Consider the following 25,557-nt stretch of genomic DNA (forward strand, 5'->3'; position numbering starts at 1 on the left):
GCCCGCGCCCGACGATCCCGGCTGCCGGATATTGCCTTGCATCCGCTGCGTCATTTGTGCGTCGCAATATTTATGTTGCAATGCACAATAACCCGTCCTATATTGAGTTTCGTAATCGGCGAGCACTGGCCCCATTGGTCTGGTGGTCGCAAGGATCGCTACCGGGCGAAAGCGGGTTTTCCGCAAAAGCCGCCCGGCCAAAGGAGCATGAACATGACCGACACCAAGACCGCAGCAGCGGCCCCCAAGGCCGCCCGCGCGAAAACCGCCAAGTCCACCGATTCGACGGTGACCCCGTTCCCGAACTTTGAGGCTTTTTCCATGCCGCAGATCGAAATCCCGACCGCAACCCGCGAAATGGCCGAAAAGGGCATCGAGCAGGTCCGTGAATCCTACGCCAAGATGAAGAACGCCGCCGAAGAGGCGACCGATCTTCTGGAAGACGGCTTCGAGACGACCCGCCGCGGCGTTCTCGACTTCAACCACAAGGCCGTCGATGCGGCCAAGGCCAACACCGACGCAACCTTCCAGTTCGTGAAGGACCTGTTCGAGGTGAAGACGCTGGCCGAGATGATCGAGCTGCAGAGCTCCTTCGCCCGCAGCCAGTTCGAGGCCTTCACCGGCCAGGCCAAGGACATGCAGGACCTGTCGACCAAGCTCTCCGGCGAAATGACCGAAACGGTCAAGGGCGCCTACGAGAAGGCCAGCAAGGATTTCAAGGCAGCCTGATTGCCTTGATCCGGCCGGCTTCCGGTCAGGACTGACGGCCCCCTCGCGGGGGCCCGGAAACCCGGCGCCCTGGCGCCGGGTTTTTGCGTCCCGAGAAGGATTCCCGGCACGGGATCCCGCGGCCGGGCAGCGTGCCTGCCCCCGGCTCGAAGCCGGGCGTGCCGTCGGAACGCGCCGCGCGAGGGCTTTTCGCCGCGCCGTTTTCCGTCTGTCGGGCGAAGCTGTGGAAGAGCGCGTGAACTTGCGCAATCGGCCTCTTGCATTCGCGCCGGTTTCAAACTAGCTTCCGCCTCCGAATTGACGTGCAGACGTAGCTCAGTTGGTTAGAGCGTCGGATTGTGGCTCCGAAGGTCGTTGGTTCAACTCCAACCGTCTGTACCATTCCTCTCCCCTGCCTCCCGTATCGCACCGAATCGCGCAGGCGCCGCATGGCGCGGGCTGAGCTCCGTCGTGGCGACGGCGCGCCTCGCCGGGGCCTTCCGCCACCGGTGCCGCCTTGCGCCGCCGTCCGGCATGCCCGGCCCGGAAAACTTAGGCGAAGAGCCGTTCCCACAGCGCAACGCCCCAGACCATGGTCGCCAGCAGGATCGCCATCAGCACTGCGGCCGAACCGCAGTCCTTGGCGGTCTTGATCAGCGGGTCGGTCTCGCGCGTCACCCGGTCGGCCAGTTTTTCGATCGCGGTGTTGAGGAACTCGACGCCGAGCAGGAAGAGCAGCGACCCCCACAAGGCGACGAGCGTCCAGGGGTCGCGCGTCAGCATCGGCGCCACCGGCACAGAGAGAGCGAGGAGGATCAATTCCTCGCGCAGCGCGGCTTCCTTGAGAAGACCGAACCTCAATCCGGCGAGCGAATTTCGTAAGGCCAGGATCTGACGCAGCATGGCTCCTCCGGGTCGATGTCAGTAAGCTTCAGTCTTTCCTAAGGCCTGGGACCGCCCGCGTCGCCAATTAAATTTCAAATCCATGATTGAGCCAAGTCGCTGCGTTTGCGCGCTTTCTCCGGTTTGAGGAAAGGCGCCCACGTTCTGGCCGCGAAAGTTCTCAAACCGCTGCGTCATGTGCGGGAGGGGGTTGTTTCCGAAGCGCAGGCGCCACCGTTAATATTAACGAGCAAAAATAAGTTACTTTAGGTTGCATCCTTGCTATTGCGTTAAGCGCTCATTAAGCAATTCGAGGACATTGCCATGCGGAAATTGACAGACTGGCTTGCCTTCTTCCTGACCCGGATCCCTGTCGTCGCAGCCGTCTTGCTGGCCGGTCTCGCCGGAATTGCCGTCGCCGAGCGCTATGTAAACACCCTTCCGATGGCGCTCTCGATCGCGCTTGCCATCGGGTGCGTGATGGCACTGCTTTCCGGTCGCCTTGTGACGTCGATTTATGCCTCGGTCGGCTTGATTGCGATGATCGCCTTTATTTCCTATGCGAAAATGAAATGGATGTCGGTCGCACCGAATATTGTCGACCTCTACTACCTTGCGTTCAACTCCGGGACGCTTCAGTTCCTGTCCGGATCCTTTCTTCCATATCTGCTGGTTCTTGGCGGCCTCGCCTTGGGCACGCTGATCGCGGTTGTTGTCGTGCGTCGGCGGGAGCCCGGCTCCAGGCGCGTCCGGATGCGGGCGCTCGTTCTGCTGCCGCTGGCGGTCGCCCTGGCGGTCGTGGCGCAACCGCGCGACTTCAAGGGCGTGGAAGACCTGATGCGCTTTCGTTATGTGACGTCGTTCTTTTCCTCTCTCCGTCATCTGGCTCACCTTGGCGAAGAGATTCCGTTGCTTGCGCGTCTGGATGCGGAAAAGGCAAGGCCGGCCGTGTCTTCCGGGCCTTGCGAGACGACGGGAATGGCCCCGGATCTGGTGGTGGTCCAGTCAGAATCCATCGTCGTGCCGGCCCATATCCTCGGCCAGGACACGCCGCCCGAACTGACCCGGGGCTTTGGCGGAGCGGATGGTCGCACGCGCGCGCTCCGGGTTGAAACCTTTGCGGGAAACACCTGGGTGACGACGGCCGGTTTCAACACCAGCCTGCCAATCTCCGATCTCGGGTGGTTGAAGAACTATTCGAATTTCGTTCTTGAGGGGCGGGTGGAACACACACTTGCCCGGACCCTCAAGCGGTGCGGCTACCGGACGGTCTATCTCACGCCGCTGCCTTACTCCTTCGTGAACGAGGGGGATTTCGGCCGCTCGATCGGGTTCGACATGGTGATCGACCAGACGGCCCTTCAGGCGGCAAGCGCCCACCAGACCGACGATTTCTACTACGACAAGGTGCTTGAGACGGTCCGCCGCTTGCGTGCGGACGGCGACGGACCCCTCTTCGTTTTCGTTTTGACGATGTCGGCCCACTCACCCTGGGATTTCCGGTTGCACCCCGATGCGGCGTGGCCCGGCGAACCCTACGCCGGGGACGGCTCGCTTGCGGAGTATTTCCGGCGTGTGGCGAAGAGCCGGGAAGACCTGTCCGTTTTCTGGAGGCAGTTGAAGGGCCGGGCCTCTTCGCGTCCCGTCGCGCTTCTGGAATATGGCGACCATCAGCCGAACCTGCTTCGCACCCATTGGGAAGAGCGCTATGGGACCGGGGCGCTCGCGTCTCCCGCGTCTCCGGCCTATCTCACCTACTTCCAGGTTCTGACCGAGGGCGTGCCGGCGGCACCTGCGGTGCCGGCATTCGAGACCCTTGATATCCAGTATCTCGCCCCGACGCTTCTGGAGGCGGCCGGGCTGAGGCCGTCTCCCGTTTACGACTATCTTCTCGGGATGCGGGATGCCTGTGCCGGCCGGTTTGCCGATTGCACCTTTGCCGGAATGAAGAAAGGGTATTTTGCCTGTCGTCAAAACCCGGCCGCCTGCGCCACGACGCTGCAAACGGCGATGACGCGCTCCGGCGCTGCTGCCGGGGAGAAGCATGCCCTGCAGGCCCTTCAGACACGTGTCGTTGAAAACGTCCCGCCGCCCGGCCTGCGCGGGGGAGAAGGGCGCCTCGGGGCCGCGAGCGGCGCGCGGGGGCGGCCATGACCGGGACCGCACGCGATCGGCTCGCGCTAAGGCACCGACGCATGCGCAGGGTCCTGCGCGGCGGCCTTCTCGGGAGCGCGGCTGCTATCGGCCTCGCAGTCAGCCTTGCGCTTGTGCTTCACGCACCGATAACGCGGCTTCGTCTTCCGCTGGCCGACACGCTCGACGCGCCGCGTCCGGTGATATGGGGCCACAGGGCGAACGGAGGACGCGGGGCGCCGGAGAACAGCCCGGAGGCCGTGGACATCGCGGTCCGTGAAGAGTTCGACGGGATCGAACTCGATGTCTTCTATCTCCCCGACGGGGGCGGGCTGGTCGTTGCCCATGACGATCCGCGCGTGGACGGAGCGGCGCCGGGCATCCCCATTGAGCGCTTTCGCTTTCCGCGCGACATTCGGGTGTGGCTTGACGCCAAGAACCTCGGCGAGTTGACCGGAACCGAGCTCAACGCCTTTGCCCAGGTGTTGAAAGACCGGGGACTGTCCGGGCGCAGCTTCATCGAAAGCACGGATATGCGCGCCCTTCAGCGGCTGTCGGGGGAAGGACTGCGAACGGTCCACTGGCTGGTGGGGTGGTCACTCGAGCTTTTGCCTGTGCTCAAGTTCTACTATGCGATGTCCGGGGTCGAGGGCGTGAGTGTCGACTACCGCCTGGCGCACAAGGTGACACCGCATTTCGAGGGGCGCGGGGTCTTTACCTTCACGGTGAACGCCCCCGCCGATATTGCCCGCCTGTGTGCCTCCGACGCGATTGCGGTCATCCTGACGGACCTGCCGAACCAGCGCGCCGCCTGCTCCGACTAGAAAAGGCGCTTGCTGCACCGATCACGCCGCCGTCGTCTTTTGCAACCGGTGCCGCTGCGAGATCGCGCCGTGTTGACAGTCGCTGGAAGCCGGTTGCATTCTGCCGGCCTTGTCATTTTTCGGGGGAAGCAATGCATGTCGGCGATCGAGCATGAGAACGTTCACGGCACCGGTCGGATCCTCGACCGTTTCTTCACCGTCAACTGGGTGTTCAGCGCTCCCCGGGATCTTGTTTTCCTGATCGGGTCTGTGCTCGCCGGCTGGGCCGTCTTCGGCATCTATCTGCTGCTTGGCTGGAACATGATCCTGGTCTGGCTGATCTGGGTTATCGTTCTCGACACGCCTCATTTCTTCGCCACCTACAGCCGCACCTATCTCGACCGCCAGGCGCGGCAGGAAATGCGACCGCTCCTGATCGCCTCGCTCGGCGTCTTCCTCGTCGGTCCGCTGGCCCTGGTGCTGTCCTATGGCCTGCACGGTGTCGGCGCGAGCTTTTACATGATCCCCTGGTCGCTGTTTCTCATCGGGGTCAGCCTGTGGGCCTATTGGCACATCACCCGCCAGCACTATGGCATCCTGCGGCTTTATCACCGCAAGAATGGCGAATGGGGCACGCTCGATGCGCGCATCGATGCCTGGGTACTCTACGGCTGCCTGCTGATTCCCTTCCTGGCGCTGATCGCCCGCCATCCGAGCGCGCGCGGTCGCGTCGGCCTGCCGGAAGCCGTGCCGTGGCTGCCGGGCCTTGCCGAGGGGCAGTCGGTCGTGTCCTATCTCGTGGCCCTGCGCTGGGAGCATATGGTGGTGCTGGCGACGCTCGTGTGCGTCGCGGTTCTTCTGACCGTCTTCGTGGCGCGGCAGGTCTACCGGATTGCCAACGGCGAGCGGATCGCCCTTCCCAAGCTGTTGTTCCTGAGCGCGGTCCTGCCGCTGCATCTCTACATGTGCTACTCGGATCACATGCTGGCGACCGGCCTTTTGACCTTCACGGTCATCGTCACGATCTATCACGACATCCAGTATCTGGCGATCGTCTGGTTCTACAACCAGAACCGCTACGGCCAGGAAACGCCGGAGGCCTCGAAACGGACGTTCGGCTTTGCGGCGGTCCTGTCGCGCAACTTCCTCCTTTACCTCGGCTTCGCCATCGTCGCCGTGTCGCTGCCCGTCTGGGGGCTCGGCTGCCTCATCAACCGCATTCCCGTCTGCGCGTCGGGCCCGGTCTGGGGCACGGAGACCATTCTCGATACGACGACCTGGATCGCCTTCTACGTGATCTTCACCTCCGGCTTCCAGATGCACCACTATCTGCTCGACCAGTACATCTGGCGGCCGGGCAAGGACCGGCGCCTGCGCGAGGACCTGAAAATCGAGGAGACCGGCGCGCCGGCCTGATCTTTGGAGTGCATCGCGCGCCCACCCGCATGCTGCGTCGGTGGGCGCGCGACCTTGTCGATATAAATCTAGAATTGCAGAGGCGTTTAATTGCACCAAAAAGTTCTTACATGAAGCCGGTCAAACCGTGTCCGCCGGGCACGGGCAACAGGCCTCATGGAGACCGCCGATGCTTTCCAGACACTCAGACCAGATGCAGCGCGCCGCGCAGGCGTTCGACGATCTGCTTGTCGCCGCGATCTTTCGCAAATGGGCCGCGATCGCGGCGGATACCGTGCGTCCGGGCCGCGACGCGCGGCTGCTCGACATTGCCTGCGGCACGGGCGTCCTGACCCGCGAGCTGGCCGCGCGGACCGGCGATCCCGGTCGCGTGACCGGTATCGATTCCAATGCGGCCATGCTGGATGTGGCCCGCCAGCTTGCCCCGCGCATCGACTGGCAACTGGCCGACGCAACGGCGCTTCCCTTCAAGGCGGGCAGTTTCGATCATGTGTTCTGCCAGTTCGGGCTGATGCTGTTTGACGATCCGGAGGCCGCGCTCGGCGAGATGTGGCGCGTCCTGCGTCCGGGCGGCCAACTGACGGTGCTGGTGTTCGACGAGCTGGACCGCAATCCGATCTACGAGGCGATTGCCGGGGTCTACGAGGAGTGGATCGGGCCCGCGCTGTCGGACTCCCTGCGTGCCGCCTTCTCGCTCGGACGCCGGCAGGACCTGGCCTCCCTGTTCGACCGGTCCGCAACGGCGCCCGCCCGCATCGAGGGCCGTCATATCCTGGCCGAATTCGCTTCCGTCGAGGCATTGGTCAATTCCGACGTCAAGGGATGGTTTCCCTTCTCCGGCATCGTCCTCAAGCAGGAGGTGATCGACGCGATCACCGCTGACATGACACGGTGCCTTGCATCCCACGTTCAGGACGACGGGCGTGTGGTCTTCCGGATCGATGCCCATCTTGTGACCGTCGACCGGCCGGCGACGGCGGTCCGGAGCGGGCAGTCGATTGGCGAGGATGTCTCGCCGAGGTCCGTCTTTCCGGACACGGACACATCCGCGATCCGGCCCCTGTTGAACTGACGCGCTGCGGACAGTCGGGGCAGGTCGCACACACACGGCCGTGGCGCCAACCGGCGGCACGGCCGTTTTGCACGTGGATCCGGCGCCCCGGCGGTTGCGTCCCGGTCCTCCTCCGCGCCATGCTGGAAGCCGGCGCGTCGGACAGTGTGTCGGCGAAGCGGAAAGGCGGTGGCGGAATGAACGAAGCGTATGAAACCGGCGCTGCCCCGACCGACTACCGGCTGAGGCGTTTGCTGGAAGTCTATTATGATCTGACCCTGCAGATGCAGGACCGGCTCGGCGCGGGCGACGCGAACGATGTCCTGCTGCTCGTGCTCGTCGCCATCGGCGACTTGCGCGGGGCGCCGATGGATGCCGAACTGCTGGCCGAAAAGCTGGAAAGCTCGCGCTCGACCGTCGAGCGCCGCCTGAAACCCTATCTGGAGCACGGCACGGTGCGCAAAGGACGACGGGGAAAATCCGTCGTCTACCTGTTCGATACGAACGCAAGGCCCCGAAGCACGACCGGCGCGGGCGTGAACCCGAAAGCCGATGCCGACATGACGATCGGCATGGTACGGGCGCTGATGACCGCGGTTTTCGACATTGCAACGGACTGAGTGTTGCAAGCGTATTCAGCCGGAAACATGTGGAAAACCATATTTTCCCACTGTTTTATGGCCTGTAACCTAACGGCATCCGTGCGCCTGCGCGTTGCAAGAGGTTGAAACACACCGAAAACCACGCAACCTTCGTCATATTGACGAAGAAACGAGGGGGAGAGTTGGCGTGTCGACTCAGAACGACGGATTGCCGACTCAGGCGCATCGGATCCTGCGGCTCTACGAGATGTTCTTCAGCCTGATGTTCCGCTTCATGGAAGAGTATGAGGTGGATGACCTTGGGCAACTCATGATCCTGACAACAATAGCGATTGCGAATGCCAACAAGGTCGATCCGGATTTGGAAACAATTTCTGAAGAAACCAATATCCCTTACTCTACGGCGCGGCGGAAGATCGAAAGAATGTGTTCGGAAGGCGTTCTGGATGTGCGTAAGGAGAATCAAAAACTTCTCTTTTCTATTTCGAAATCAATGAACTTTGCACATCCGGATCAAATTGAAGAAAAAATTAATAAAAGATTTCAGAATGAAGTAATGGATATTGTTACGAAGTCGGTTTCTGCAATAATACTGGAAAGAAAAAAGTAAAATTCAAAATGAAAATGCATATTGATTGACCTATTAATGAATTGTTAACTATAACTTAGCCATAGTCGATGGCGAGTTCATCGAAGGTAGCGTAACGAAGCGGACGAGGTCCGCACATCGTCGATCACCGCGATCTCAATCGCGAAATGGGCACAACGAAACGTCGGTAACCGCCGATGCCGCCGCAAGGCGGCTTGGCGGAACGGGACCCGCTGTCTCTGCGCAACGGGATCTTTCGACCAAAAAGACCAGGGGCTTCACATGGCTTGGACGACCGAACGCGAAGATCTTTTGAGGAAACTTTGGCTTCAGGGCCTGAGCGCCAGCCAGATCGCATATGTCATGGCGGGTGTTACCCGCAATGCGGTGATCGGCAAGGCGCATCGCATGGGGCTTCCGAAACGGTCTCCGGCCACGAGCCATCGTCCAAAGCAGCGCGTTCAGCGTGGCAAGCCGTCGCTGGCTTGCGTCGGCGGCAAGCCGGCGGTGCGTGAAAGCCTTTCCGGTGCCCGGCCCCGCAGCCGCTACGATCTCGATCTCGAGGCCTCTGCCTTCGAGGCGGAACATTCCATCGTCTCGTCGGAGGACCGCGTCACGCTGATGACGCTGACCAGCAAGACCTGCAAGTGGCCGATTGGCGATCCGTCGGATGCGGATTTCCACTTCTGCAGCCGCGATGCCGACAATGGCCGCTCCTACTGCGAGTTCCACCATCGTCTCGCCTATCAGGGCATCCGCCGCCGGCGTAGCAGCGACGTGCAGCCGGAGATCAAGCGGATCGCGACGATGCGGGCCATCGCGGTCTGAGCGCAGTCACAACAAGTCGATCACAAAGCTACGGGTATTCGTCGTCTGGTTCTCCCTCCCAAGCAGCCGATGTTTGCCCCGGCGGGGCCGGTGTTCCGGCCCCGCCATTTTTATCTGCGCCCTGCCGGGCGCGGGGCCGGTGTTCCGGCCCCGCCATTTTTATCTGCGCCCTGCCGGGCGCGGGGCCGGTGTTCCGGCCCCGCCATTTTTATCTGCGCCCTGCTGGGCGCGGGGCCGGCGGTCCGGCCGTGGTTCAGGTTGCTGACAAAACGCGAGAGGCAGACTTGCGTCATCCCGGGCAAGGCGAAGCCGCGACCCGGGATCGGAGAGCCGAGAGACTGTGTTGCTCAAGCCCGAAAACCGCCGTCCGTGCCTCGCCGATTCCGGTTCGCCGCGTGAGCGGCGAACCGGAATGACGACACTGCGGAGCCTTGACGGCGCCCGCGGCGGGATCGGCGCTCAGACGGCCTTCATCGCCTCGCGTGCAATGATCAGCCGCTGGATTTCCGAGGTTCCCTCGTAGATCGTGGTGATCCTTGCGTCGCGGGCGAAGCGCTCCAACGGATAGTCCTGGATGTAGCCGGCGCCGCCGTGAAGCTGCAGCGCGCTGTAGGTGGCGCGCTGGGCCGCTTCGGAGGAGAAGAGCTTCGCCATCGAGGCCTCGCGGGCAAACGGCTTGCCGGCATCCTTGAGCGCCGCCGCCTGCAGGATCAGCAGGCGCGCGGCTTCCAGCTCGGTTTCCCGATCCGCGATCATCCATTGCACGCCCTGCATGTCGGCGATGGCGCGGCCGAACTGCCGGCGCTCCGCCACATAGGCCTTGGCCCGCTCCATCGCCGCGCGGGCGATGCCGAGCGCAAGCGCCGCGATGCCGATGCGTCCGCCGGCGAGCTCGCCGACGGCGATGCGAAAGCCGTCGTTCTCCTTGCCCATCACCGCGCTCGTCGGGACCCGGCAATCCTGGAACACCACCTCGTTGGTGGCAGATCCGGTTTGCCCCATCTTCTTTTCCGCCTTGCCGATGACCAGCCCCGGCGTGCCGGCTTCAACGAGAAAGCAGGTGATGCCCTTGCCCTTGGGCGCGTCCGGGTCGGTGACGGCCCAGACGACGAAGACGCCGGCATATTCGGCCGAGGTGATGTAGAGCTTGGTGCCGTTCAGCACATAGTGATTGCCGTCGAGGACGGCACGGGTCTTCATCGCAGACGGATCCGAGCCCGCGCCGGCTTCCGTCAGGCAGAAGGCGCCGGCGGAATAGGTGCCGTCGGTCAGCTTCGGCAGATAGGCTTCGCGCTGCTCGTTTGAGCCGACCGCCTGGATAACTTCCGCCACCATGTTGGAGACCGAGACGGTGACGCCGGTCGCGGCACAGGCACGCCCGATTTCCTCCACCGCCAGCGCGAAGGCCACGGTTCCGGCTTCCGTTCCGCCATGGTCCGCCGATACGTTGAGACCCATGTAGCCGTTTTCGGCGAGCATCTTCAGATTGGCCAGAAAGGCTTCGCGCCCGTCGCCCCGGTCGAGCGTTTCGGCCAGCGGCGCGATTTTGTCCTCTGCCAGTTTCCGCGCGGTGTCCTGGATGAGATACTCTTCTTCGCTCAATGAAAACTGCATCGGCGTCCTTTCCGGTCTTAAACGGCCCTGGGGCGCGGTGCCGCTGGAAGCACCATGACGAGAGCAAAGACATATGATCCCGCGCCGCGCAAGTCCACGCCGGACCGCGATGCGCCGCAGGGGTTTCTGCGGTTTGCCCTGTTGATTCTGCCAGTGGTGGGGGTGCTTGCGGCCGCCGTCTTCGCCGCCGACTGGGTCGAGCGTCAGTCCAAGACCAGCAGCGATGCGCGTGCCCGCGAGCGGCTGACGCTTTATCGCGAGACCCTGCTGCGCGAGCTGGAGAAGTTCCGCTATCTTCCCTACCTCGTGGCCCGCGATCCGCGCGCCACCGCCGTTCTCGACGATCCCGGCGAGGCGGATGCGGCCAATCTCTTCCTGAAGGAGCTTGCGGCTGCAACCGGTGCGGAAGCCCTTTTCGTCATGAACGCCAAAGGCCGCACGGTCGCTGCCAGCAACTTCGACACAGCAAGCTCCTTCATGGGGCGCAATTATGCCTTCCGTCCCTATTTCCAGACCGCGATTTCCGGGGGCGAGGGGCAATTCTTCGCCGTCGGCGCCACAACCGGCAAGCCCGGCTTCTTCTTTGCCCGCGCCACGCCGGAGGCCGCATCCGTCCGCGGTGTGGTCGTCGTCAAGGTGGACATGAACGGACTGGAACGCAGTTGGCGTGACGGCGGCGAGACGGTGATTGTCTCCGACGTCCACGGCGTTGTCTTCCTCGGCACGCAGGACGCCTGGCGTTACGCTTCCATCGCCCCGCTGACCGACATGGTCGTGGCCGCGATCCGCGAAGACCGGCAGTACGGCGGCGTTCGCCTGTCGAGCCTCCAGAGCGGCGATGCCGACGCGCAGGAGATCGAGATCGCCGGAACCCCCTATCGCCAGGCGCGGCTCAAGGTCGGCCTGCTGGACTGGACCATCCACTATTTCACGCCGCGCGCCGAGATCGAGGCGGTCCGGGGGATCGTCTGGGCCGGCGCCTTGACCCTCGTCCTCCTGTATGTCGTCGCCATGCTGGTGGTGCGCGGTCGCCGCCTCGGCCGGCTGACGGCCGGGTTGAAGCGCGATGCGGCGGGCCTGCGCGATCTCAACAGCCGGCTGGTCGAGGAGATCGACGAGCGCCGCCGGGTCGAAACGGAACTGCGCGAGGCGCAGGCAGGCCTTGCCCGGGCGAGCCGGCTGGCGGCGGTCGGCGAAATGTCGGCGGCGGTCGCCCACGAGCTCAACCAGCCGCTGGCAGCGCTTGGCATGTTCGTGTCCGGCGCAAGGCTCTATCAGGCGCGCGGGGAGGCGGCGGCGGTCTTGGAAAACCTCGACGAGATCGATGCGCTCCGGCTGCGCATGGCAAGCCTGACCCAGGAGCTCAAGCGTCTGGCCCGGCCCGGAGAATCGCGCATCGAGACGGTCGACATGCGCGAATGCCTCAAGACCAGCGCCAAGCTGGTGCGCCCGCGCATCGAGGAAACCGGGGTGGCGCTGCGTCTCCATCTGCCGGAGCAGGCGCTTCTCGCCTCCACCGCGCCGCTCCGGGTCGAGCAGGTGCTGGTCAACCTCCTGCGCAACGCAATCGACGCCTGTCATGCCACGCCCGACCCACGTGTCGAGGCGCGGGCCTGGGCGACGGACGGCACAGTCCGGATCGAGATCGCCGACAATGGCGCAGGTATTCCCGAAGACCTGCGCGAACGCATCTTCGAGCCGTTCTTTTCCACCAAGCCGGCGGCCAACGGGCTCGGGCTCGGGCTTGCGATTTCGGCGCGCATCGTCGATGACCTTGGCGGAACGCTGGCCATTCACGACAGCGACAGCGGCGGCGCGGCCTTCGTTTTGTCACTGCCGCAGGCGCGGCAGGCGGCAGGCCAGCCGAAGGACGGGAACCGCAAGACGGCGACCCTGCCTGCCGAACGAGAGATCGAGGCGACGTGAGCGAAACAGCAGAATATCCGGACGTGGAAGGGGCCGCCCGCCCGCCCGTGCTGATCGTCGATGACGATCCGGCGATGCGCGCCGGCCTCAGGCAATGGATGCGGCTTGCCGGCTTCGAGCCGGTCGAGGCGGTGGATGCGGAACAGGCGCTTGCGCTGTTGACCCCGGAGTTTCCCGGCTGCCTCGTCACCGATGTGCTGCTGCCGGGCGCGAGCGGCGTCGACCTGCTGCGCAAGGTCAAGGAGATCGACCCCGACTTGCCGGTGGTGCTTCTGACCGGACATGGCGACGTGTCGATGGCCGTCGAGGCGATGCATCACGGCGCCGCCGATTTCATCGAAAAGCCGTTCGATCCCGATGTGGTTGCCGCCGTCGTGCGCCGCTCCGTGGAGCATCGCCGCCTGGTTCTGGAAAACCGTGCGTTGACGCGCCGGCTCGACGACCTGCAGGGGCTGGAGGCGCGGCTGATCGGCGAATGCGCTGCCATGCGCCGGCTGCGCCAGCAGATCTCGCATTTCGCACGCACCGACGCCTCGGTGATGATCGTCGGCGAGACCGGCACCGGCAAGGAGGTGGTCGCCCGCGCGCTCTTCGATCTCTCCGCGCGCGCCAAGGGGCCCTTCGTCGCGGTGAATTGCGCGGCCTTGCCGGAGACGATGGTGGAGGCGGAGCTTTTCGGCCATGAGGCAGGCGCCTTCACCGGGGCCGACCGGCTGCGCGTCGGGCGGATGGAGCAGGCCGACGGCGGCGTGCTCTTTCTGGATGAAATCTCGGCCATGCCGCTGTCGCTGCAGCCGAAACTCCTGCGCGTCCTGCAGGAGCGCGAGGTCGACCGGCTGGGTGGCGCCCGCCCCGTTCCCATCGATGTGCGGGTGGTGAGCGCCGTCAACGTCGATCCGCAGGCAAGCGTCGCGGAGGGGCGTCTGCGTCAGGATCTGCTCTATCGGCTGAACGCGGTCGAGATCCGCATCCCGCCGCTTCGCGAGCGGGCCGGAGACGCGCGGCTGCTGTTCGACAGTTTCGCCAACCGCTTTGCCGCCGACTACGGCTGCGAACGCCCGCAACTATCGGCCGACGATGTCGCGTTCCTGACGACGCACGACTGGCGCGGCAACGTTCGCGAGTTGCGCAACGCGGCCGAGCGCTTCGTCTTGAACGCGGCGATGGGCGCGCCGTCGCTGCGCTCGCTGGTCAGCGGCGAGGCGGGCCGGGACGCCGCCCCGCGCGGCCGGCTCAAGGACATGATGGAGGCGCATGAGCGGCGGGTGATCGCCGATGCGCTCGCCCGTCATGGCGGCCGGATCGCGCCGGTGCTGGCCGAACTCGACCTGCCGCGCCGCACGCTCAACGAAAAGATGGCCCGCCTCGGCCTGACCCGAAGCGAGGCCGCCGATGACGACGGCTCTCGTGCAAAATAGGCAATATTTTGCCGATATTGATCGGGAGTTGGCGAAATATTGCCGAAGTTGATCCGGATTGCACCGCAGGGGGAGCCGTCCGTGCGGCCCCGCGCTCAAGCACAATCGCGGGGATAACCCCTGCCTGACGCCGTGTTCATGCGATTGCTTGCGTGCGCGGCGGGATTGCTGGCATGGTGCTTGCGTAAACAAGTCCGGATGCCGGCCTGGGAGGGTCGGTGCAAACCGAACGAACTTCTTGGGAGGACTGACATGACCGCAGGCCGCAAGCTGGCCGTGCTGGGCACGGCTGCCATTCTTGGCTTCACCTTCGCCAGCGAGACGATCGCGCTTGAGTGGAACGTCTCGCTCTGGGGCAAGCGCCGCGCCTTCACCGAACACGTCGAAAAGCTCGCCGAGCTTGTCAGCGAGAAGACCAACGGCGAATTCAAGCTGAACCTCGCCTATGGCGAATCCCTGTCGAAATCGCGCGAGAACCTCGACGGCATCTCCATCGGCGCCTTCGAGATGGCGCAGTTCTGCGCCTCCTACCATGCCGACAAGAACCCCACGCTGACCGTCCTGGAGCTGCCGTTCCTGGGCGTGCCGGACCTTGAGACCCAGGTCGAGCTGGACCGCACGCTCTATGCCCACCCGGCGGTGGAGAAGGATCTGGCGCGCTGGAACGCGAAGCTGATCATGTCCTCGCCGATGCCGCAGTATAATTTCGTCGGCAAGGGCGACGCCCCGACCAAGGTGTCGGACTTCGAGGGCATGCGGGTTCGCGCGCTCGGCGGCATCGGCAAGGCGATGGAGACCATCGGCGCGGTGCCCACCACCGTGACCGCCTCGGAGACCTTCCAGGCAATCGATTCCGGCACGGTGCGCGCCGCGTCCTTCGCGCCGCACGCCCATCTGTCGTTCAAGACGGTGGAGGCCGGCAACTGGTGGACCACCAACCTGAACCCGGGCACGGTCAACTGCCCGGTCGTGGTCAACATGGATGCCTATGCCGCACTCCCGGACAACTTCCGCGAGGCGCTGGACTCCTCCATCGAGGCATCGATCGACCATTATCTGGCGACCTACGCCAAGGTCTACGACAAGTGGTATCCGACCCTTGAGGAAATGAGCATCGAGCAGATTACCTTCCCGAAGGAGCAGCTCGACGCGTTCAAGGCGAAGGCCGGCCAGCCGTTGTGGGATGCCTGGGTCGCCGAAATGGATGCCAAGGGCATTCCCGGACAGGAACTGCTCGACCTGGTTCAGTCCAAGCTGAACTGATCGACGCGCTGTCGTCCAGCGCAAGGGCCGGCGCGTCACGCGCCGGCCCGTTTCGCCGCGCCTGAGGCGTGTGCCTGAGCGCTGGCGAGCGCGCACGACCCCTCGTACCAGCGTCTGGATCCTTCGTTTCCCCGACCCGGCTCCGCATCGAGCGGGCTGGCTGGAGTTCGCCATGACATCCTCCTCCGCCACGCGTGGACGGCCCGAGACCTACCTCCGCTTCGACGGATGGCTGGCCCGGCTCGAGAACGCGTTCAACATGATTGCCGCCGCCAGCATCCTCGTCCTGATGCTGCTCGCCGTGGTGCAGATCATTGGCCGCAACGGCTTCAACCTGCCGGTGCCCGGCTTCATCGACATCACAGAGCAGGCCATGGCGGTCTTCGCCTTCATGGGCGTGGCCTATTGCCAGCGGCTCGGCGGCCATATCCGCATGGAGCTCTTCCTCGGCAAATTGTCCGGGCGGCCGCTGTGGATCGCCGAATTCGTCGGCGTGGTGCTGATCTGGATCGTCGTCGCGGCCCTGATCTACGGCTCCTGGTTCCACTTCAACCGCTCCTGGACCATCGGCGACAGCTCCATCGACATCGGCCTGCCGACCTGGCCGTCGAAGCTGGTCATTCCGGTGGCGCTCTCGCTGCTGCTGTTGCGGCTGACGCTGCAGATCTACGGCTACTGGCGGCTGGTGCGCGATCCGCAGACGGAGCCGATCGCGGTGCCCGTGCTTGCCGACATCGAGACCCAGGCCCGTCACGAGATCGAGGAAACCTTCGACGGTGCCGTTGACGGCTCCGATGACATGAAGACCGACGGCTCCGATGCCGGCTCCACGAAAGGACCGCGCCGATGACCCCCTTCGATATCGGCCTGATCATGACCGGCATCCTGCTGGTGCTGGTCGTCTTCGGCATGCGCGTCGCCTTTGCCGCCGCCCTTGTCGGCATCGTCGGCCTGATCGCGATCTTCACCCAGAAGCTCGGCTTCGAACGCGGTGTCGTGGTGGCGCTGAAGATGGCGGGCACCATCCCGCACTCCAAGTCCGTCACCTATTCGCTGTCGGTGCTGCCGACCTTTATCCTGATCGGCTTTCTCGCCTTTTACGCGGGCTTTACCCGTCAGCTGTTCGAGGCGGCGAAACGCTGGCTCGGCTGGATGCCGGGCGGCATGGCGGTCGGCACGGTCTTCGCCACCGCGGGCTTTGCCGCCGTCTCCGGCGCCTCGGTCGCAACGGCTGCGGTCTTCGCCCGCGTCGCGATCCCCGAGATGCTGGCGGTCGGCTATTCCAAGCGCCTGTCCTCGGCGGTGGTCGCCGCCGGCGGCACGCTGGCCTCGCTGATCCCGCCCTCGGCGATCCTGGTGATCTACGCGATCCTGGTGGAACAGTCGGTGGCGAAGCTCTTGATCGCCGGCTTCCTGCCGGGCATGTTTTCCGCGCTCGTCTATGTCGCGATCATCGTCGGCATGGCGATGTGGAAGGGCGACGCCCCGCCCGTGCGCGGCTTCACTTGGGGACAGCGGTTTGCCTCCGTTCCCGGCACGCTGCCGATCATCGCGGTGGTGGTGATCATCTTCGGCTCGCTCTACTTCGGCTACGCAACGCCGACGGAAGCCGGGGCGCTCGGCGCCTTCGTCGTGCTCGTCTCCGCCTTCGTCAACGGCATGCGCGGCAAGCAGCTCTGGCAGGCCCTGCACGAGACCGCCAAGCTGACGGTGATGATCTTCACGCTGATCTGGGGCGTGCTGGTCTATGTCCGCTTCCTCGGCTTCGCCCAGCTTCCGGAGGCCTTCCGCGACTTCATCGTGTCGCTGGAGTTCTCGCCCTGGCTGGTGCTGATCCTGATCCTTTGCGCCTATGCGGTGCTCGGCATGTTCATGGACGCCATCGGCATGCTGATCCTGACCCTGCCGGTCGTCTATCCGGCAGTGATGGCGCTCAACGGAGGCGACACCGTCTCCGCCGCCGACAGCGCCTTCGGCATGTCGGGCGAGCTGTGTGCGATCTGGTTCGGCATTCTGGTGGTGAAAATGGCGGAGCTCTGTCTGATAACGCCACCGATCGGCCTGAACTGCTTCGTGGTCGCCGGTGTGCGCGACGATATTCCCGTCCAGGAAGTCTTCCGCGGCTGCACGCCGTTCTTCATCGCCGACATCCTGACCATCGGCGGGCTGGTCGCCTTCCCGGCAATCGTCACCTTCCTGCCGTCGATCATGTGAGGGATCACTAGAGCCTTAGCCGTTGTCTAGTAAGGGCGCATTGTGCGCCCTTACTTTCTTTAAGGTTTACACCTTTGTCGCAGGCGGAACTTCTCGAAAGCGTAGGCCGCGAACGATCTCAGAAACCCGACCTTGATTTAATCCGCCAAGTATAGCTGCAATCTGTGCTTGATTGAGTGTCGTCGAGTTCCATAGGAACTTAATTTTTGCGGCGACTTCTGCGGTAACGATCGGGGATTTGTTTCTGGAGTGTTGCATTGCAACTTCCTCGCTCATGACATTGATAATGCCCGAAAACGCCCGTATGGTAATTTTGCAAAAAGAGGTGGGCTGTTACGCCGTTTCGGTGCAGCGCAACTCAACTTCGGGGTGTCTGGACTATCCAGGCACCCCATAATTTTAAATTCAATCGCGGAGGACAGCAACTCGCCTCACGCCTTCGGCGTATCGGCGAGTCAAGGTTAGAGAGTCCGAAATATTTTCGATCATGTCAAGGAAATTCTTTTAAAGGTATGTTTTTATTATAGTAATCCGGAGGTTGGAGGTGCCCGTGTTCCACGGGTCCTGAAGGAATTCGGATTTTCTCCATTCTTACGCTGGGTAAAATTCTCGGTGATTCGATACCTAGTTGTGTGTTCTTGCATCGAGGCAATATGAGTTGAGAAACAGTTTAGCTCTCACACGCTGGAATGACGGCGATGGGGTTGCTGCTGACACCGTGCCTCCGCGCAGCGGCTGAGGGTGCCAATGGACCCCGGACCTGCGCTTGCGCTCCGTCCGGGGTGATGCGGTGTGTGGGGAGGGCGTGACGCCCGATAGCGCCGGCATTGCCGCTCGCTAGAATAACGACCCCTGATCCTTTGGCGCGGCCGGGGCTTTCGGCTTCGTCTTGCGCGGTTTCTTGACCGCCGGGGCGGCGGCGCTGTCGGACACGGCCATGGCGTCGAGCCGGGTGTCGTCGCCGAACTCGATGGACAGTCGAGCGCCTGGCTGGATCTGGCCGGCGGAGCGCACGGGCGCTCCCGCATCGTCGCGCACCAGCGCATAGCCGCGCGCCAGCACGTTGCGATAGGACAGGCTGTCGAGGAGTTTTGCCGACGCGGTAAGGCGTGCCCGCTCGGTGGCGAGACGTTGCCGGTGGGCGCGGGCCATGCGGCCCTGAAGCCCGTCAAGCCGCTCGCGGGCGAGCGAGACGGCGCGCGACAGCGTATGCGGCGACAGTCGTGCCGTTGCGGTCGTCAGTCGCGAGCGACGGTCGCGCAGGCTGGAATTCAGGGCCGGCGCAAGGCGCTCGCTGTAGGTGTCGAGGCGCTGGCGCGGCAGTGCCAGGAGATCGCGCGGCGAGGGCAGCGCCGCGGCCGCCGCGCGCAGCTCCGTGCGCCGGGCCGCAACCAGCCGCAACAGTCCGGAAATCTGCCGCCGCGCGAGATCGTCGAGCGTGGCGATCAGCTCGCCGCGCACCGGCACGGCGAATTCCGCGGCCCCCGTTGGGGTCGGTGCGCGCAGGTCGGCGGCATGGTCGATCAGCGTCCAGTCGGTCTCGTGGCCAACGGCGGAAATCAGCGGAATGTCGGAGGCAGCCGCCGCGCGCACCACGATCTCGTCGTTGAAGCCCCACAGGTCCTCCAGCGATCCGCCGCCGCGCGCGACGATGATCAGATCGGGCCTCGGGATCGCGCCGCCGCGCTGCAGGCTGTTGAAGCCGGCGATGCCGTTGGCGACCTCGCGGGCGCTGGTCTCGCCCTGAACCCGCACGGGCCAGACGAGGACAGTGAGCGGGAACCGGTCGGAAATCCGGTGCAGGATGTCGCGGATCACCGCGCCGCTCGGCGATGTGACGACGCCGATCACACGCGGCAGAAAGGGCAGGGCGCGCTTGCGCTCTGCGGCGAAAAGTCCTTCGGCGGCGAGCTTCTTGCGCCGCTCTTCCAAAAGCGCCATCAGCGCGCCGACGCCGGCGGGCTCCAGCGTGTCGATCACCATCTGGTATTTCGACTGGCCCGGGAAGGTGGTGAGCTTGCCGGTGGCGATCACCTCCAGCCCCTGTTCGGGCTGGATCTTCAGTCGGCTGGCCTGGCCGCGCCAGATCACGCCGGAGAGCACCGCGCGCTCGTCCTTCAGGTCGAGATAGAGATGGCCGGACCCCGGTCGCGAGACCCGCCCCAATTCGCCGCGCACGCGCACATGGCCGAAGGTGTCTTCCATCGTGCGCTTGATCACGCCGGAAATCTCTGACACCGAGTATTCGGCGATGTTGCTGCTGTCGGCCAAGACGGGTCCTGCGTGCGAATGCGAGACCGCGAGGGGAGCGCACCCGCCGCCCGTCGTCAAGGGGCGTAAGGGCGCTATCGACAGGCAATGGCTGCCGGGGCGGCGTGTCCGCCGTGAGGTCTTGTGAGGAGTTTCGATGCCGCGTTACGAGTTTCGCATGCAGCGCCTTCATGTCGACGGAGACCTGGGCGAGGGCCGGGTGATTGAGGCCGATCGGGCCCAGGCCAATTACCTCGTCAATGTGCTGCGGCTGAAGGACGGCGCCGAGGTGCTGCTGTTCAACGGGCGCGACGGCGAATGGCGCGCGCAAGTCGCGGTCACCGGGCGCAAGCAGGCCAGCTTGCACTGCGTGGCGCAGACGCGGCCGCAGGCGCCGGCGCCGGACCTGCATTATCTCTTCGCGCCGCTGAAACACGCGCGGCTCGACTACATGGTGCAAAAGGCGGTGGAGATGGGGGCGGGCGCGCTGCGCCCGGTGCTGACGCAGCACACGCAGGCAAATCGCGTCAATCTGGAGCGCATGCAGGCCAACGCCATCGAGGCCTGCGAGCAATGCGGCGTGCTCAGCGTCCCGGAGATTCGCGAGCCCGTTGCCCTGGAAGCGCTGGTGCGCGGTTTCGCCGAAAGCGATCCGGGACGGCGGATGATCTTTTGCGACGAGGGCGAGGCGACGCAGAACCCGCTTCCCGCGCTTGAAAAGCTTGAGCGTGGGCCGCTGGCGATCCTGATCGGCCCGGAAGGCGGGTTTTCCGAGGACGAACGTTCCCTGTTGCGGGCGCACGACTTTGTGACCGCGATCCCGCTCGGGCCGCGCGTGTTGCGCGCCGACACCGCAGCCGTTGCGGCAATGGCGGTTGTGCAGGCGGTTTGCGGCGATTGGCGATAGCGGGCGCGGACAGCTCCGATGCGGGGCGGCGAAAAACCCATTTGTTTTGACAGGGGCGGCTGAGTATGGTGCGCGCCGACCATTCGAAGGATTACCGTGCATGGCCCGCGACACCATCGATTCCACCCCGATCACGGGGGTGGCGGAACTCGCCGCGACCCTTGAGGCCGGATGCAAGCCGGCCGACGCGTTCCGCATCGGCACCGAACACGAGAAGTTCGGCTTCAATCTCGCCGATCTGTCGCCGATCCCCTACGAGGGACCGCGCGGCATCGAGGCCGTGCTCACCGGCATGGAGCGGCTGCTCGGCTGGGAGCGGATCGAGGACAACGGGCTGATCATCGGCCTGGCCGATCCTGTCGGCGGCGGTGCGATTTCCATCGAGCCGGGCGGGCAGTTCGAACTGTCCGGCGCGCCGCTGGAAAACCTGCATCAGACCTGCCGCGAGACCAATTGCCACCTGTCGCAGGTGCGCGAAGTGGCCGAGCCGCTCGGCATCGGCTTCCTCGGCCTTGGCATGACGCCGACATGGCGGCGGGAGGACATCCCCGTCATGCCCAAGTCGCGCTACCAGATCATGACGCGCTACATGCCCAAGGTCGGCACGCTCGGCCTCGACATGATGTATCGCACCTCGACGATCCAGGTGAATCTCGACTTTTCCAGCGAAGCCGACATGCGCAAGAAGATGCAGGTCGGTCTGGCGCTGCAGCCGGTGGCGACGGCGATCTTCGCCAATTCGCCGTTTACCGACGGCAAGCCGAACGGCTTCCGCTCCTACCGGGCGGAAATCTGGAAGGACACCGACAACGACCGCTCCGGCGGGTTGCCGATCGCCTTCGACGCCAGCTTCGGCTTCGAAACCTATGTCGAGTGGGCAATCGACGTGTCGATGTATTTCGTCAAGCGCGGCTCGACCTATCACGATGTCACCGGCACCACCTTCCGCGAGTTCATGAATGGCGCGCTAAAGGGGGTGATTCCCGACCCGACGCCGACCATCGGCGACTGGAACAATCATCTCTCGACGCTCTTCCCGGACGTGCGGCTGAAGAAATATCTCGAGATGCGCGGCGCCGACGGCGGCCCGTGGCGGCGGATCTGCGCGCTTCCCGCGCTCTGGGTCGGGCTGATGTATGACGACGGCGTGCTCGATCAGGCCCACGAGATGATCAGGGACTGGAGCGCAGAGGAGCGGGAAGCCCTGCGCAACGACGTGCCGGCCGGCGGGCTGGAAACCCGCTTCCGCAACGGCCGGGTGCTCGATCTCGCCAAGGAGATGCTGGCGCTGTCGCGCGAGGGGCTGAAACGCCGCGCGCGGGTCAATGACGGCGGCCAGGACGAGCGCGTCCATCTGGCGGCGGTGGAGGAGACGCTGGCGAGCGGTCTGTCGCCCGCCGATGTCATGCTGCGCCGCTATGCCGGCGAATGGGGCGGCGATCTTTCGCACGCCTTCAAGGATTACGCCTACTGAGGCACCTGTCTTGGCGGGGCGCCGGCAGGATTTGACCGGCGCTCCACGAGGCTTGATGATGGCGCGACCCGAACCGGAAGGCCGCGCCATGACAGACAGCTTCAATCCCTTCGCCGCCTTCGACCCCGCCGCGCTCTCCCGGGACATGCAAAGCCGTTTCGGCTGGGGCGATGCCGATACCCTGCGCGCCGCCGAGGCGCTGATGCCGGCAGCCCTTGCCGGCATGCGCCATTTCGGCTCCTCGCCCTCCGGTTTCGAGGCGCTGATGGCGCTGCTGCCCGGTCCTGGGCGGGCGAGCGGACTGCCGCGCCCCGACAGTCTGGTCGGCGAACCGCTGGCGCTTTTCTTCGGCCCGGCCGAGACCCAGGCGGCGCTTGCCGATTTCATCGCCGAACAGACCGGCCTCGACCGGCCCGGCGTGGAAACGCTGATGCCGGTGGTGGCGACGCTGGCGCTCGGCCAGGTGGCGCGGCGCTTCACCGCCGGCCCCGCACGCGATCTCCTCGATGCGTTTCTGGCAGGCTATGCCCGCGGGCGACCCAAGCCTGTGCCCAACCCGATGCGCGTCATGGAACCCTATGCGCAAGCCATGCGCTCCTTCTGGGACGGCTATATGGGCCTGTTCGACAGCGCCGCGCAGACACCGGAACCGGCCAAGGCACCGGAGCCTGAGCCGGACCCGGCCCCGGAACCGGAAACGGCCGGAAGCGACGCGCCGGCGGGCGACGGCTCCGCGCTGATAGACAACTGGATGGCGCTCGGCCGCGATCTTCAGGACAGCCAGATCCGCAGCTTCGAAAGCTTCTTCGAGCGCCGTCCGGGGCGTGGCGCCGGCGGCTGACGGGTCGCCTTCTATCAAAAAAAAGCCCGCCTCGAAGGAGGCGGGCAGGTGTGTCGGCGAGGGGCCGACAGGGCCTCGGGCAAGACAACGGGAAGGGTCGGGCCGTTGTCTTGCGGTGAGGGGAACAGGTGCGCTTGCGCGCCGGTCCTAGCGGCGGCGCATGCGCGGGCGAGGCATGCGGGCCTCGCTGCGCAAGAGTGCGAGCTGCACGCTCGGATCGCGGAAGTCGCGGCGCGACAAGGCGGTCTCGACATCGCTGCGCGTGACGCCGATATCCGCCAGGATGTGATCGTCCATCTCCAGCAGACCGGCGACGGTGCGGCGGTTTTTCCGCCGCCGCCAGGCGGTCTGAAGCAGCGTCCCCAATGCGGAGGAGAGCGCCGTCAGAAACGAACGCGCGACGAGGGCGGAGGACCGTGCGGGCGGGGAGCTGCAGGGGTCGATGGCATGTGACACGACGTCTCTCCTTTCCGGCACCCGGGTTCGGATGCCTGGGGTCTGGTTGCGGCGCTGAGGGAGGAAGACAAGGGGCCGCGTTCCCTTTGGTATGACAAAACCTATGCGTGCCAAATGCATTTCTCAAACGAATGTTTTGAATGGATAACGATCTCAATTTGTGATGTATTGAAAATCAACGCATCTGCCGCAACGGAAATTCGCCATGCCTCATGCACTCGACATCGACCAGCTGCGCACCTTTCTCGCCATTGCCGAGCTTGGCAGTTTCACCAAGGCCGCCGAGGCGGTGAACAAGACGCAGTCGGCCGTTTCCATGCAGATGAAACGGCTTGAGGACCGGCTCGAGCGGGCGATTTTCGTCAAGGACGGGCGCCAGTCGCGGCTCAGCGAGGACGGCCACCGTCTGGTTGAATACGCCCAGCGGATGATCCGGCTGAACGACGAGACGATGGCCTCCTTCACGGCCTCGACCACCGTCGGCCGGGTGCGGCTCGGGTTGCCGGACGACTATGCCGACCGGTTGCTGCCGCAGGTGCTGGCCGCCTTTGCCCGGCTCAATCCGGCGATCGAGATCGTGGTGCAATGCCAGGCATCGTCGCAGACCGGCGAGATGATCGAGCGCGGCGAACTGGACATCGCCATCGTCACCTCCGGCGATTGCGTGCGCATGCCGGGCGAGGTGATCCGCCGCGAGCCGCTGCATTGGGTCGCGCCGGCGCATCATTGCCTGCATTGCGAGGACGTCGTGCGTCTCGCGCTCGGCCCGACCTCCTGCTCCTGGCGGACGCAGGCGATCTCGCTGCTCGACCGCATCAACCGGCGCTATTGCATCGCCTACAGTTCCTCAAGTGCCGCCGCGCTCAGCGGCGCGGTTCAGGCGGGGCTCGCAATCGCCGTCCTGCCGGAAAGTGCCGTGCGCTCCGGGATGCGGATCCTCGGCGAAAGCGACGGATTTCCGACGCTGCCGCCCTGCGACATCACGCTGATCCGCGCGGCCGCCGCCATCGATCCCGTGCATGACGCGCTCTGCGCGCATATCCAGGCGGCCATCGGCAATGTGTCGATGCAAATGGCGGCCGCAGCCGAATAGGCAGCCGGCGGGTCGCCCGCCGTCTCAGGCGCGGGCGCGCCCGCTTCTGAGCACCAGGATGTTGCCGGCGAGCACGAAGCCGAGGCCAAGCAGGGCGGCCGTTCCCCAGACGAAGCCTTCGAGCACCGTGGACACCATCAGCGCGACGACGGGAAAGAGCACGGTGGCATAGCCGGCGCGTGCCGATCCGATACGTCCGATCAGCGTGAGATAGCAGGCGAAAGCGACGACCGAGGCGAAGATCGCGAGATAGACCAGGCTGCCGAGATAGGCGACGGTCATCGGCACTGCGAAGGACACGCCGCGAACGGCTGCGAACAGTCCCAGGAACAGCGCGCCATAGGCCATGCCCCAGGCGCTGGCGGAAACGACGGAAATGCCGGCCTTCTGGTTGGAGGCCGACACCATGCTGCCGAAGCAGAACGACAGCGTTCCGGCAAGGCAGAGCCCGAGGCCGGCAACGGCGCCCGCGTCGATCCCGGCCTGACCCGCCCCGCCGGCGATCTGCGGCCAGAACAAAAGCGCGACGCCGGTGACGCCTAAAAGCCCGCCGAGAAGCACGCGCCGGCTGATGCGCTGGCCGAAAATCAGGAAGCCGAGCAGAAGATTGAGCACCGAGGTCAGCGAGAACACCACCGCGAGCAGACCCGAGGGGACATGCTGTCCGCCGTAGTAGAACAGCGTGAAATTGGTGGAGAAGATGAAGAGGCCGAGCCCGGCGAAACGCGGGTGCTGGCGCCAGGAAAAGCGCAGCGGCGCACCGCGCATGACCGCCCAGCCCATCATGATCGCCGCCGCCAGCACGAAGCGCCAGAACACGGAGACCTCCGGCGCGGCGGTGCCGAGCTGGAGTTTCAGCGCATACCAGGACAGGCCCCAGACCAGCACGGTGGTGGCGTAGAGGGCTGTGTCCGCCGGCGAAAGCGATGGGTCGCCGCCAAGCGGCGCGGCGGGGGCAAGGTCGGTCATGCAAGGGGCCTGTCGAAGGAACGGCGGGAGAACTTTGTGAAGAGGTCTATGATGCCCGATCCGCGTTCTGTCCACCAATCAGGATATGTGGCGCGATTGATGAGCGGTGTTGATGCTTGT

Annotated in this window: 22 protein-coding genes and 1 tRNA gene; 18 read left to right on the forward strand and 5 right to left on the reverse strand. The window is 64.8% G+C overall.

What is annotated here, in order from left to right; genetic code table 11:
- Positions 1–213: 213 nt before the first annotated feature.
- Both LC092_RS13165 and LC092_RS13170 read left to right on the forward strand, forming a co-directional pair.
- Positions 214–729: a phasin gene (locus LC092_RS13165; RefSeq protein ID WP_224807003.1), complete on the forward strand. Its 516-nt coding sequence runs from the start codon at positions 214–216 to the stop codon at positions 727–729.
- Positions 730–1,033: 304 nt separating this feature from the next.
- A tRNA-His gene (locus LC092_RS13170) sits at positions 1,034–1,110 on the forward strand.
- A gap of 150 nt (positions 1,111–1,260) precedes the next feature.
- On the opposite strand, the gene LC092_RS13175 is transcribed toward LC092_RS13170, so the two are convergent.
- Entirely contained in the window at positions 1,261–1,611 is a 351-nt protein-coding gene (locus LC092_RS13175; RefSeq protein ID WP_224807004.1) for a diacylglycerol kinase, read from the reverse strand.
- 303 nt (positions 1,612–1,914) lie between these two features.
- Between LC092_RS13175 and LC092_RS13180 the strand changes: the two genes are divergently transcribed.
- The 7 genes from LC092_RS13180 (at position 1,915) to LC092_RS13210 (ending at position 9,012) form a co-directional block, all read left to right on the forward strand.
- Positions 1,915–3,744: a sulfatase-like hydrolase/transferase gene (locus tag LC092_RS13180; protein WP_224807005.1), complete on the forward strand. Its 1,830-nt coding sequence runs from the start codon at positions 1,915–1,917 to the stop codon at positions 3,742–3,744.
- On the forward strand, positions 3,741–4,547 hold the full coding sequence (locus LC092_RS13185) for a glycerophosphodiester phosphodiesterase (RefSeq protein ID WP_224807006.1): 807 nt from the start codon (positions 3,741–3,743) through the stop codon (positions 4,545–4,547). Before LC092_RS13180 ends, LC092_RS13185 begins: the two co-directional genes overlap by 4 nt.
- A gap of 135 nt (positions 4,548–4,682) precedes the next feature.
- A complete protein-coding gene (locus LC092_RS13190) occupies positions 4,683–5,942 on the forward strand; it encodes a hypothetical protein (RefSeq protein WP_224807007.1) in 1,260 nt (419 codons plus the stop codon).
- A 169-nt stretch (positions 5,943–6,111) separates the two neighbouring features.
- The gene (locus LC092_RS13195; protein ID WP_224807008.1) at positions 6,112–7,014 is read left to right on the forward strand and encodes a methyltransferase domain-containing protein; all 903 of its coding nucleotides are present in this window, start codon (positions 6,112–6,114) and stop codon (positions 7,012–7,014) included.
- Positions 7,015–7,190: 176 nt separating this feature from the next.
- On the forward strand, positions 7,191–7,613 hold the full coding sequence (locus tag LC092_RS13200; protein WP_224807013.1) for a hypothetical protein: 423 nt from the start codon (positions 7,191–7,193) through the stop codon (positions 7,611–7,613).
- Positions 7,614–7,782: 169 nt separating this feature from the next.
- A complete protein-coding gene (locus LC092_RS13205) occupies positions 7,783–8,205 on the forward strand; it encodes a hypothetical protein (RefSeq protein WP_224807014.1) in 423 nt (140 codons plus the stop codon).
- 261 nt (positions 8,206–8,466) lie between these two features.
- Complete coding sequence (locus tag LC092_RS13210) at positions 8,467–9,012, forward strand: GcrA family cell cycle regulator (protein WP_224807015.1); 546 nt, start codon at positions 8,467–8,469, stop codon at positions 9,010–9,012.
- Positions 9,013–9,471: 459 nt separating this feature from the next.
- On the opposite strand, the gene LC092_RS13215 is transcribed toward LC092_RS13210, so the two are convergent.
- Positions 9,472–10,626: an acyl-CoA dehydrogenase family protein gene (locus LC092_RS13215; RefSeq protein WP_224807019.1), complete on the reverse strand. Its 1,155-nt coding sequence runs from the start codon at positions 10,624–10,626 to the stop codon at positions 9,472–9,474.
- A 54-nt stretch (positions 10,627–10,680) separates the two neighbouring features.
- On the opposite strand from LC092_RS13215, the gene LC092_RS13220 reads away from it, so the two are divergent.
- From LC092_RS13220 to LC092_RS13240, 5 genes are all read left to right on the forward strand, one after another.
- The gene (locus LC092_RS13220; protein WP_224807020.1) at positions 10,681–12,552 is read left to right on the forward strand and encodes an ATP-binding protein; all 1,872 of its coding nucleotides are present in this window, start codon (positions 10,681–10,683) and stop codon (positions 12,550–12,552) included.
- The gene (locus tag LC092_RS13225; RefSeq protein WP_224807021.1) at positions 12,549–13,970 is read left to right on the forward strand and encodes a sigma-54-dependent transcriptional regulator; all 1,422 of its coding nucleotides are present in this window, start codon (positions 12,549–12,551) and stop codon (positions 13,968–13,970) included. The genes LC092_RS13220 and LC092_RS13225 overlap by 4 nt, the downstream gene beginning before the upstream one ends.
- A 252-nt stretch (positions 13,971–14,222) precedes the next feature.
- Entirely contained in the window at positions 14,223–15,233 is a 1,011-nt protein-coding gene (locus tag LC092_RS13230; RefSeq protein WP_224807022.1) for a C4-dicarboxylate TRAP transporter substrate-binding protein, read from the forward strand.
- 172 nt (positions 15,234–15,405) lie between these two features.
- Positions 15,406–16,083, forward strand: coding sequence for a TRAP transporter small permease subunit (locus tag LC092_RS13235; protein ID WP_224807023.1), 678 nt, complete (start codon positions 15,406–15,408; stop codon positions 16,081–16,083).
- Positions 16,080–17,447 (forward strand): TRAP transporter large permease, encoded by a 1,368-nt coding sequence (locus LC092_RS13240; protein WP_224807024.1) that lies wholly within the window; start codon positions 16,080–16,082, stop codon positions 17,445–17,447. The genes LC092_RS13235 and LC092_RS13240 overlap by 4 nt, the downstream gene beginning before the upstream one ends.
- A gap of 837 nt (positions 17,448–18,284) precedes the next feature.
- Here LC092_RS13240 and xseA read toward each other — a convergent pair.
- A complete protein-coding gene (xseA, locus tag LC092_RS13245) occupies positions 18,285–19,718 on the reverse strand; it encodes an exodeoxyribonuclease VII large subunit (RefSeq protein ID WP_224807033.1) in 1,434 nt (477 codons plus the stop codon).
- A gap of 136 nt (positions 19,719–19,854) precedes the next feature.
- Between xseA and LC092_RS13250 the strand changes: the two genes are divergently transcribed.
- The 3 genes from LC092_RS13250 to LC092_RS13260 all read left to right on the forward strand — a co-directional run bounded on the left by LC092_RS13250 (position 19,855) and on the right by LC092_RS13260 (position 22,919).
- The gene (locus tag LC092_RS13250) at positions 19,855–20,604 is read left to right on the forward strand and encodes a 16S rRNA (uracil(1498)-N(3))-methyltransferase (RefSeq protein WP_224807035.1); all 750 of its coding nucleotides are present in this window, start codon (positions 19,855–19,857) and stop codon (positions 20,602–20,604) included.
- Between the two features lie 100 nt (positions 20,605–20,704).
- Positions 20,705–22,078, forward strand: coding sequence for a glutamate--cysteine ligase (locus tag LC092_RS13255; RefSeq protein ID WP_224807037.1), 1,374 nt, complete (start codon positions 20,705–20,707; stop codon positions 22,076–22,078).
- Positions 22,079–22,166: 88 nt separating this feature from the next.
- Positions 22,167–22,919, forward strand: a complete 753-nt coding sequence (locus LC092_RS13260) for a DUF937 domain-containing protein (RefSeq protein ID WP_224807039.1) — start codon at positions 22,167–22,169, stop codon at positions 22,917–22,919.
- Positions 22,920–23,066: 147 nt separating this feature from the next.
- On the opposite strand, the gene LC092_RS13265 is transcribed toward LC092_RS13260, so the two are convergent.
- Positions 23,067–23,375 carry a DUF1127 domain-containing protein gene (locus LC092_RS13265; RefSeq protein WP_224807041.1) on the reverse strand — a complete coding sequence of 103 codons (309 nt, stop codon included), beginning with the start codon at positions 23,373–23,375 and terminating at the stop codon, positions 23,067–23,069.
- 205 nt (positions 23,376–23,580) lie between these two features.
- Between LC092_RS13265 and LC092_RS13270 the strand changes: the two genes are divergently transcribed.
- Positions 23,581–24,468 carry a LysR substrate-binding domain-containing protein gene (locus tag LC092_RS13270; RefSeq protein ID WP_224807043.1) on the forward strand — a complete coding sequence of 296 codons (888 nt, stop codon included), beginning with the start codon at positions 23,581–23,583 and terminating at the stop codon, positions 24,466–24,468.
- A 24-nt stretch (positions 24,469–24,492) separates the two neighbouring features.
- Here the strand turns inward: LC092_RS13270 and LC092_RS13275 are convergent, their stop codons facing one another.
- Entirely contained in the window at positions 24,493–25,437 is a 945-nt protein-coding gene (locus LC092_RS13275; protein WP_224807045.1) for a DMT family transporter, read from the reverse strand.
- Between the last annotated feature and the right edge of the window lie 120 nt (positions 25,438–25,557).

The organism is Stappia stellulata (assembly GCF_020176715.1).
Lineage (GTDB): Bacteria > Pseudomonadota > Alphaproteobacteria > Rhizobiales > Stappiaceae > Stappia.

Coding starts and splice junctions, on each gene's coding strand:
- LC092_RS13230 (WP_224807022.1), top strand. CDS start 14,223: ATGACCGCAGGCCGCAAGCTGGCCGTGCTGGGCACGGCTGCCATTCTT.
- LC092_RS13175 (WP_224807004.1), bottom strand. CDS start 1,611: ATGCTGCGTCAGATCCTGGCCTTACGAAATTCGCTCGCCGGATTGAGG.
- LC092_RS13165 (WP_224807003.1), top strand. CDS start 214: ATGACCGACACCAAGACCGCAGCAGCGGCCCCCAAGGCCGCCCGCGCG.
- LC092_RS13275 (WP_224807045.1), bottom strand. CDS start 25,437: ATGACCGACCTTGCCCCCGCCGCGCCGCTTGGCGGCGACCCATCGCTT.
- LC092_RS13240 (WP_224807024.1), top strand. CDS start 16,080: ATGACCCCCTTCGATATCGGCCTGATCATGACCGGCATCCTGCTGGTG.
- LC092_RS13195 (WP_224807008.1), top strand. CDS start 6,112: ATGCTTTCCAGACACTCAGACCAGATGCAGCGCGCCGCGCAGGCGTTC.
- LC092_RS13210 (WP_224807015.1), top strand. CDS start 8,467: ATGGCTTGGACGACCGAACGCGAAGATCTTTTGAGGAAACTTTGGCTT.
- LC092_RS13235 (WP_224807023.1), top strand. CDS start 15,406: ATGACATCCTCCTCCGCCACGCGTGGACGGCCCGAGACCTACCTCCGC.
- LC092_RS13220 (WP_224807020.1), top strand. CDS start 10,681: ATGACGAGAGCAAAGACATATGATCCCGCGCCGCGCAAGTCCACGCCG.
- LC092_RS13250 (WP_224807035.1), top strand. CDS start 19,855: ATGCCGCGTTACGAGTTTCGCATGCAGCGCCTTCATGTCGACGGAGAC.
- LC092_RS13215 (WP_224807019.1), bottom strand. CDS start 10,626: ATGCAGTTTTCATTGAGCGAAGAAGAGTATCTCATCCAGGACACCGCG.
- LC092_RS13200 (WP_224807013.1), top strand. CDS start 7,191: ATGAACGAAGCGTATGAAACCGGCGCTGCCCCGACCGACTACCGGCTG.
- LC092_RS13260 (WP_224807039.1), top strand. CDS start 22,167: ATGACAGACAGCTTCAATCCCTTCGCCGCCTTCGACCCCGCCGCGCTC.
- LC092_RS13185 (WP_224807006.1), top strand. CDS start 3,741: ATGACCGGGACCGCACGCGATCGGCTCGCGCTAAGGCACCGACGCATG.
- LC092_RS13190 (WP_224807007.1), top strand. CDS start 4,683: ATGTCGGCGATCGAGCATGAGAACGTTCACGGCACCGGTCGGATCCTC.
- LC092_RS13270 (WP_224807043.1), top strand. CDS start 23,581: ATGCCTCATGCACTCGACATCGACCAGCTGCGCACCTTTCTCGCCATT.
- LC092_RS13180 (WP_224807005.1), top strand. CDS start 1,915: ATGCGGAAATTGACAGACTGGCTTGCCTTCTTCCTGACCCGGATCCCT.
- LC092_RS13255 (WP_224807037.1), top strand. CDS start 20,705: ATGGCCCGCGACACCATCGATTCCACCCCGATCACGGGGGTGGCGGAA.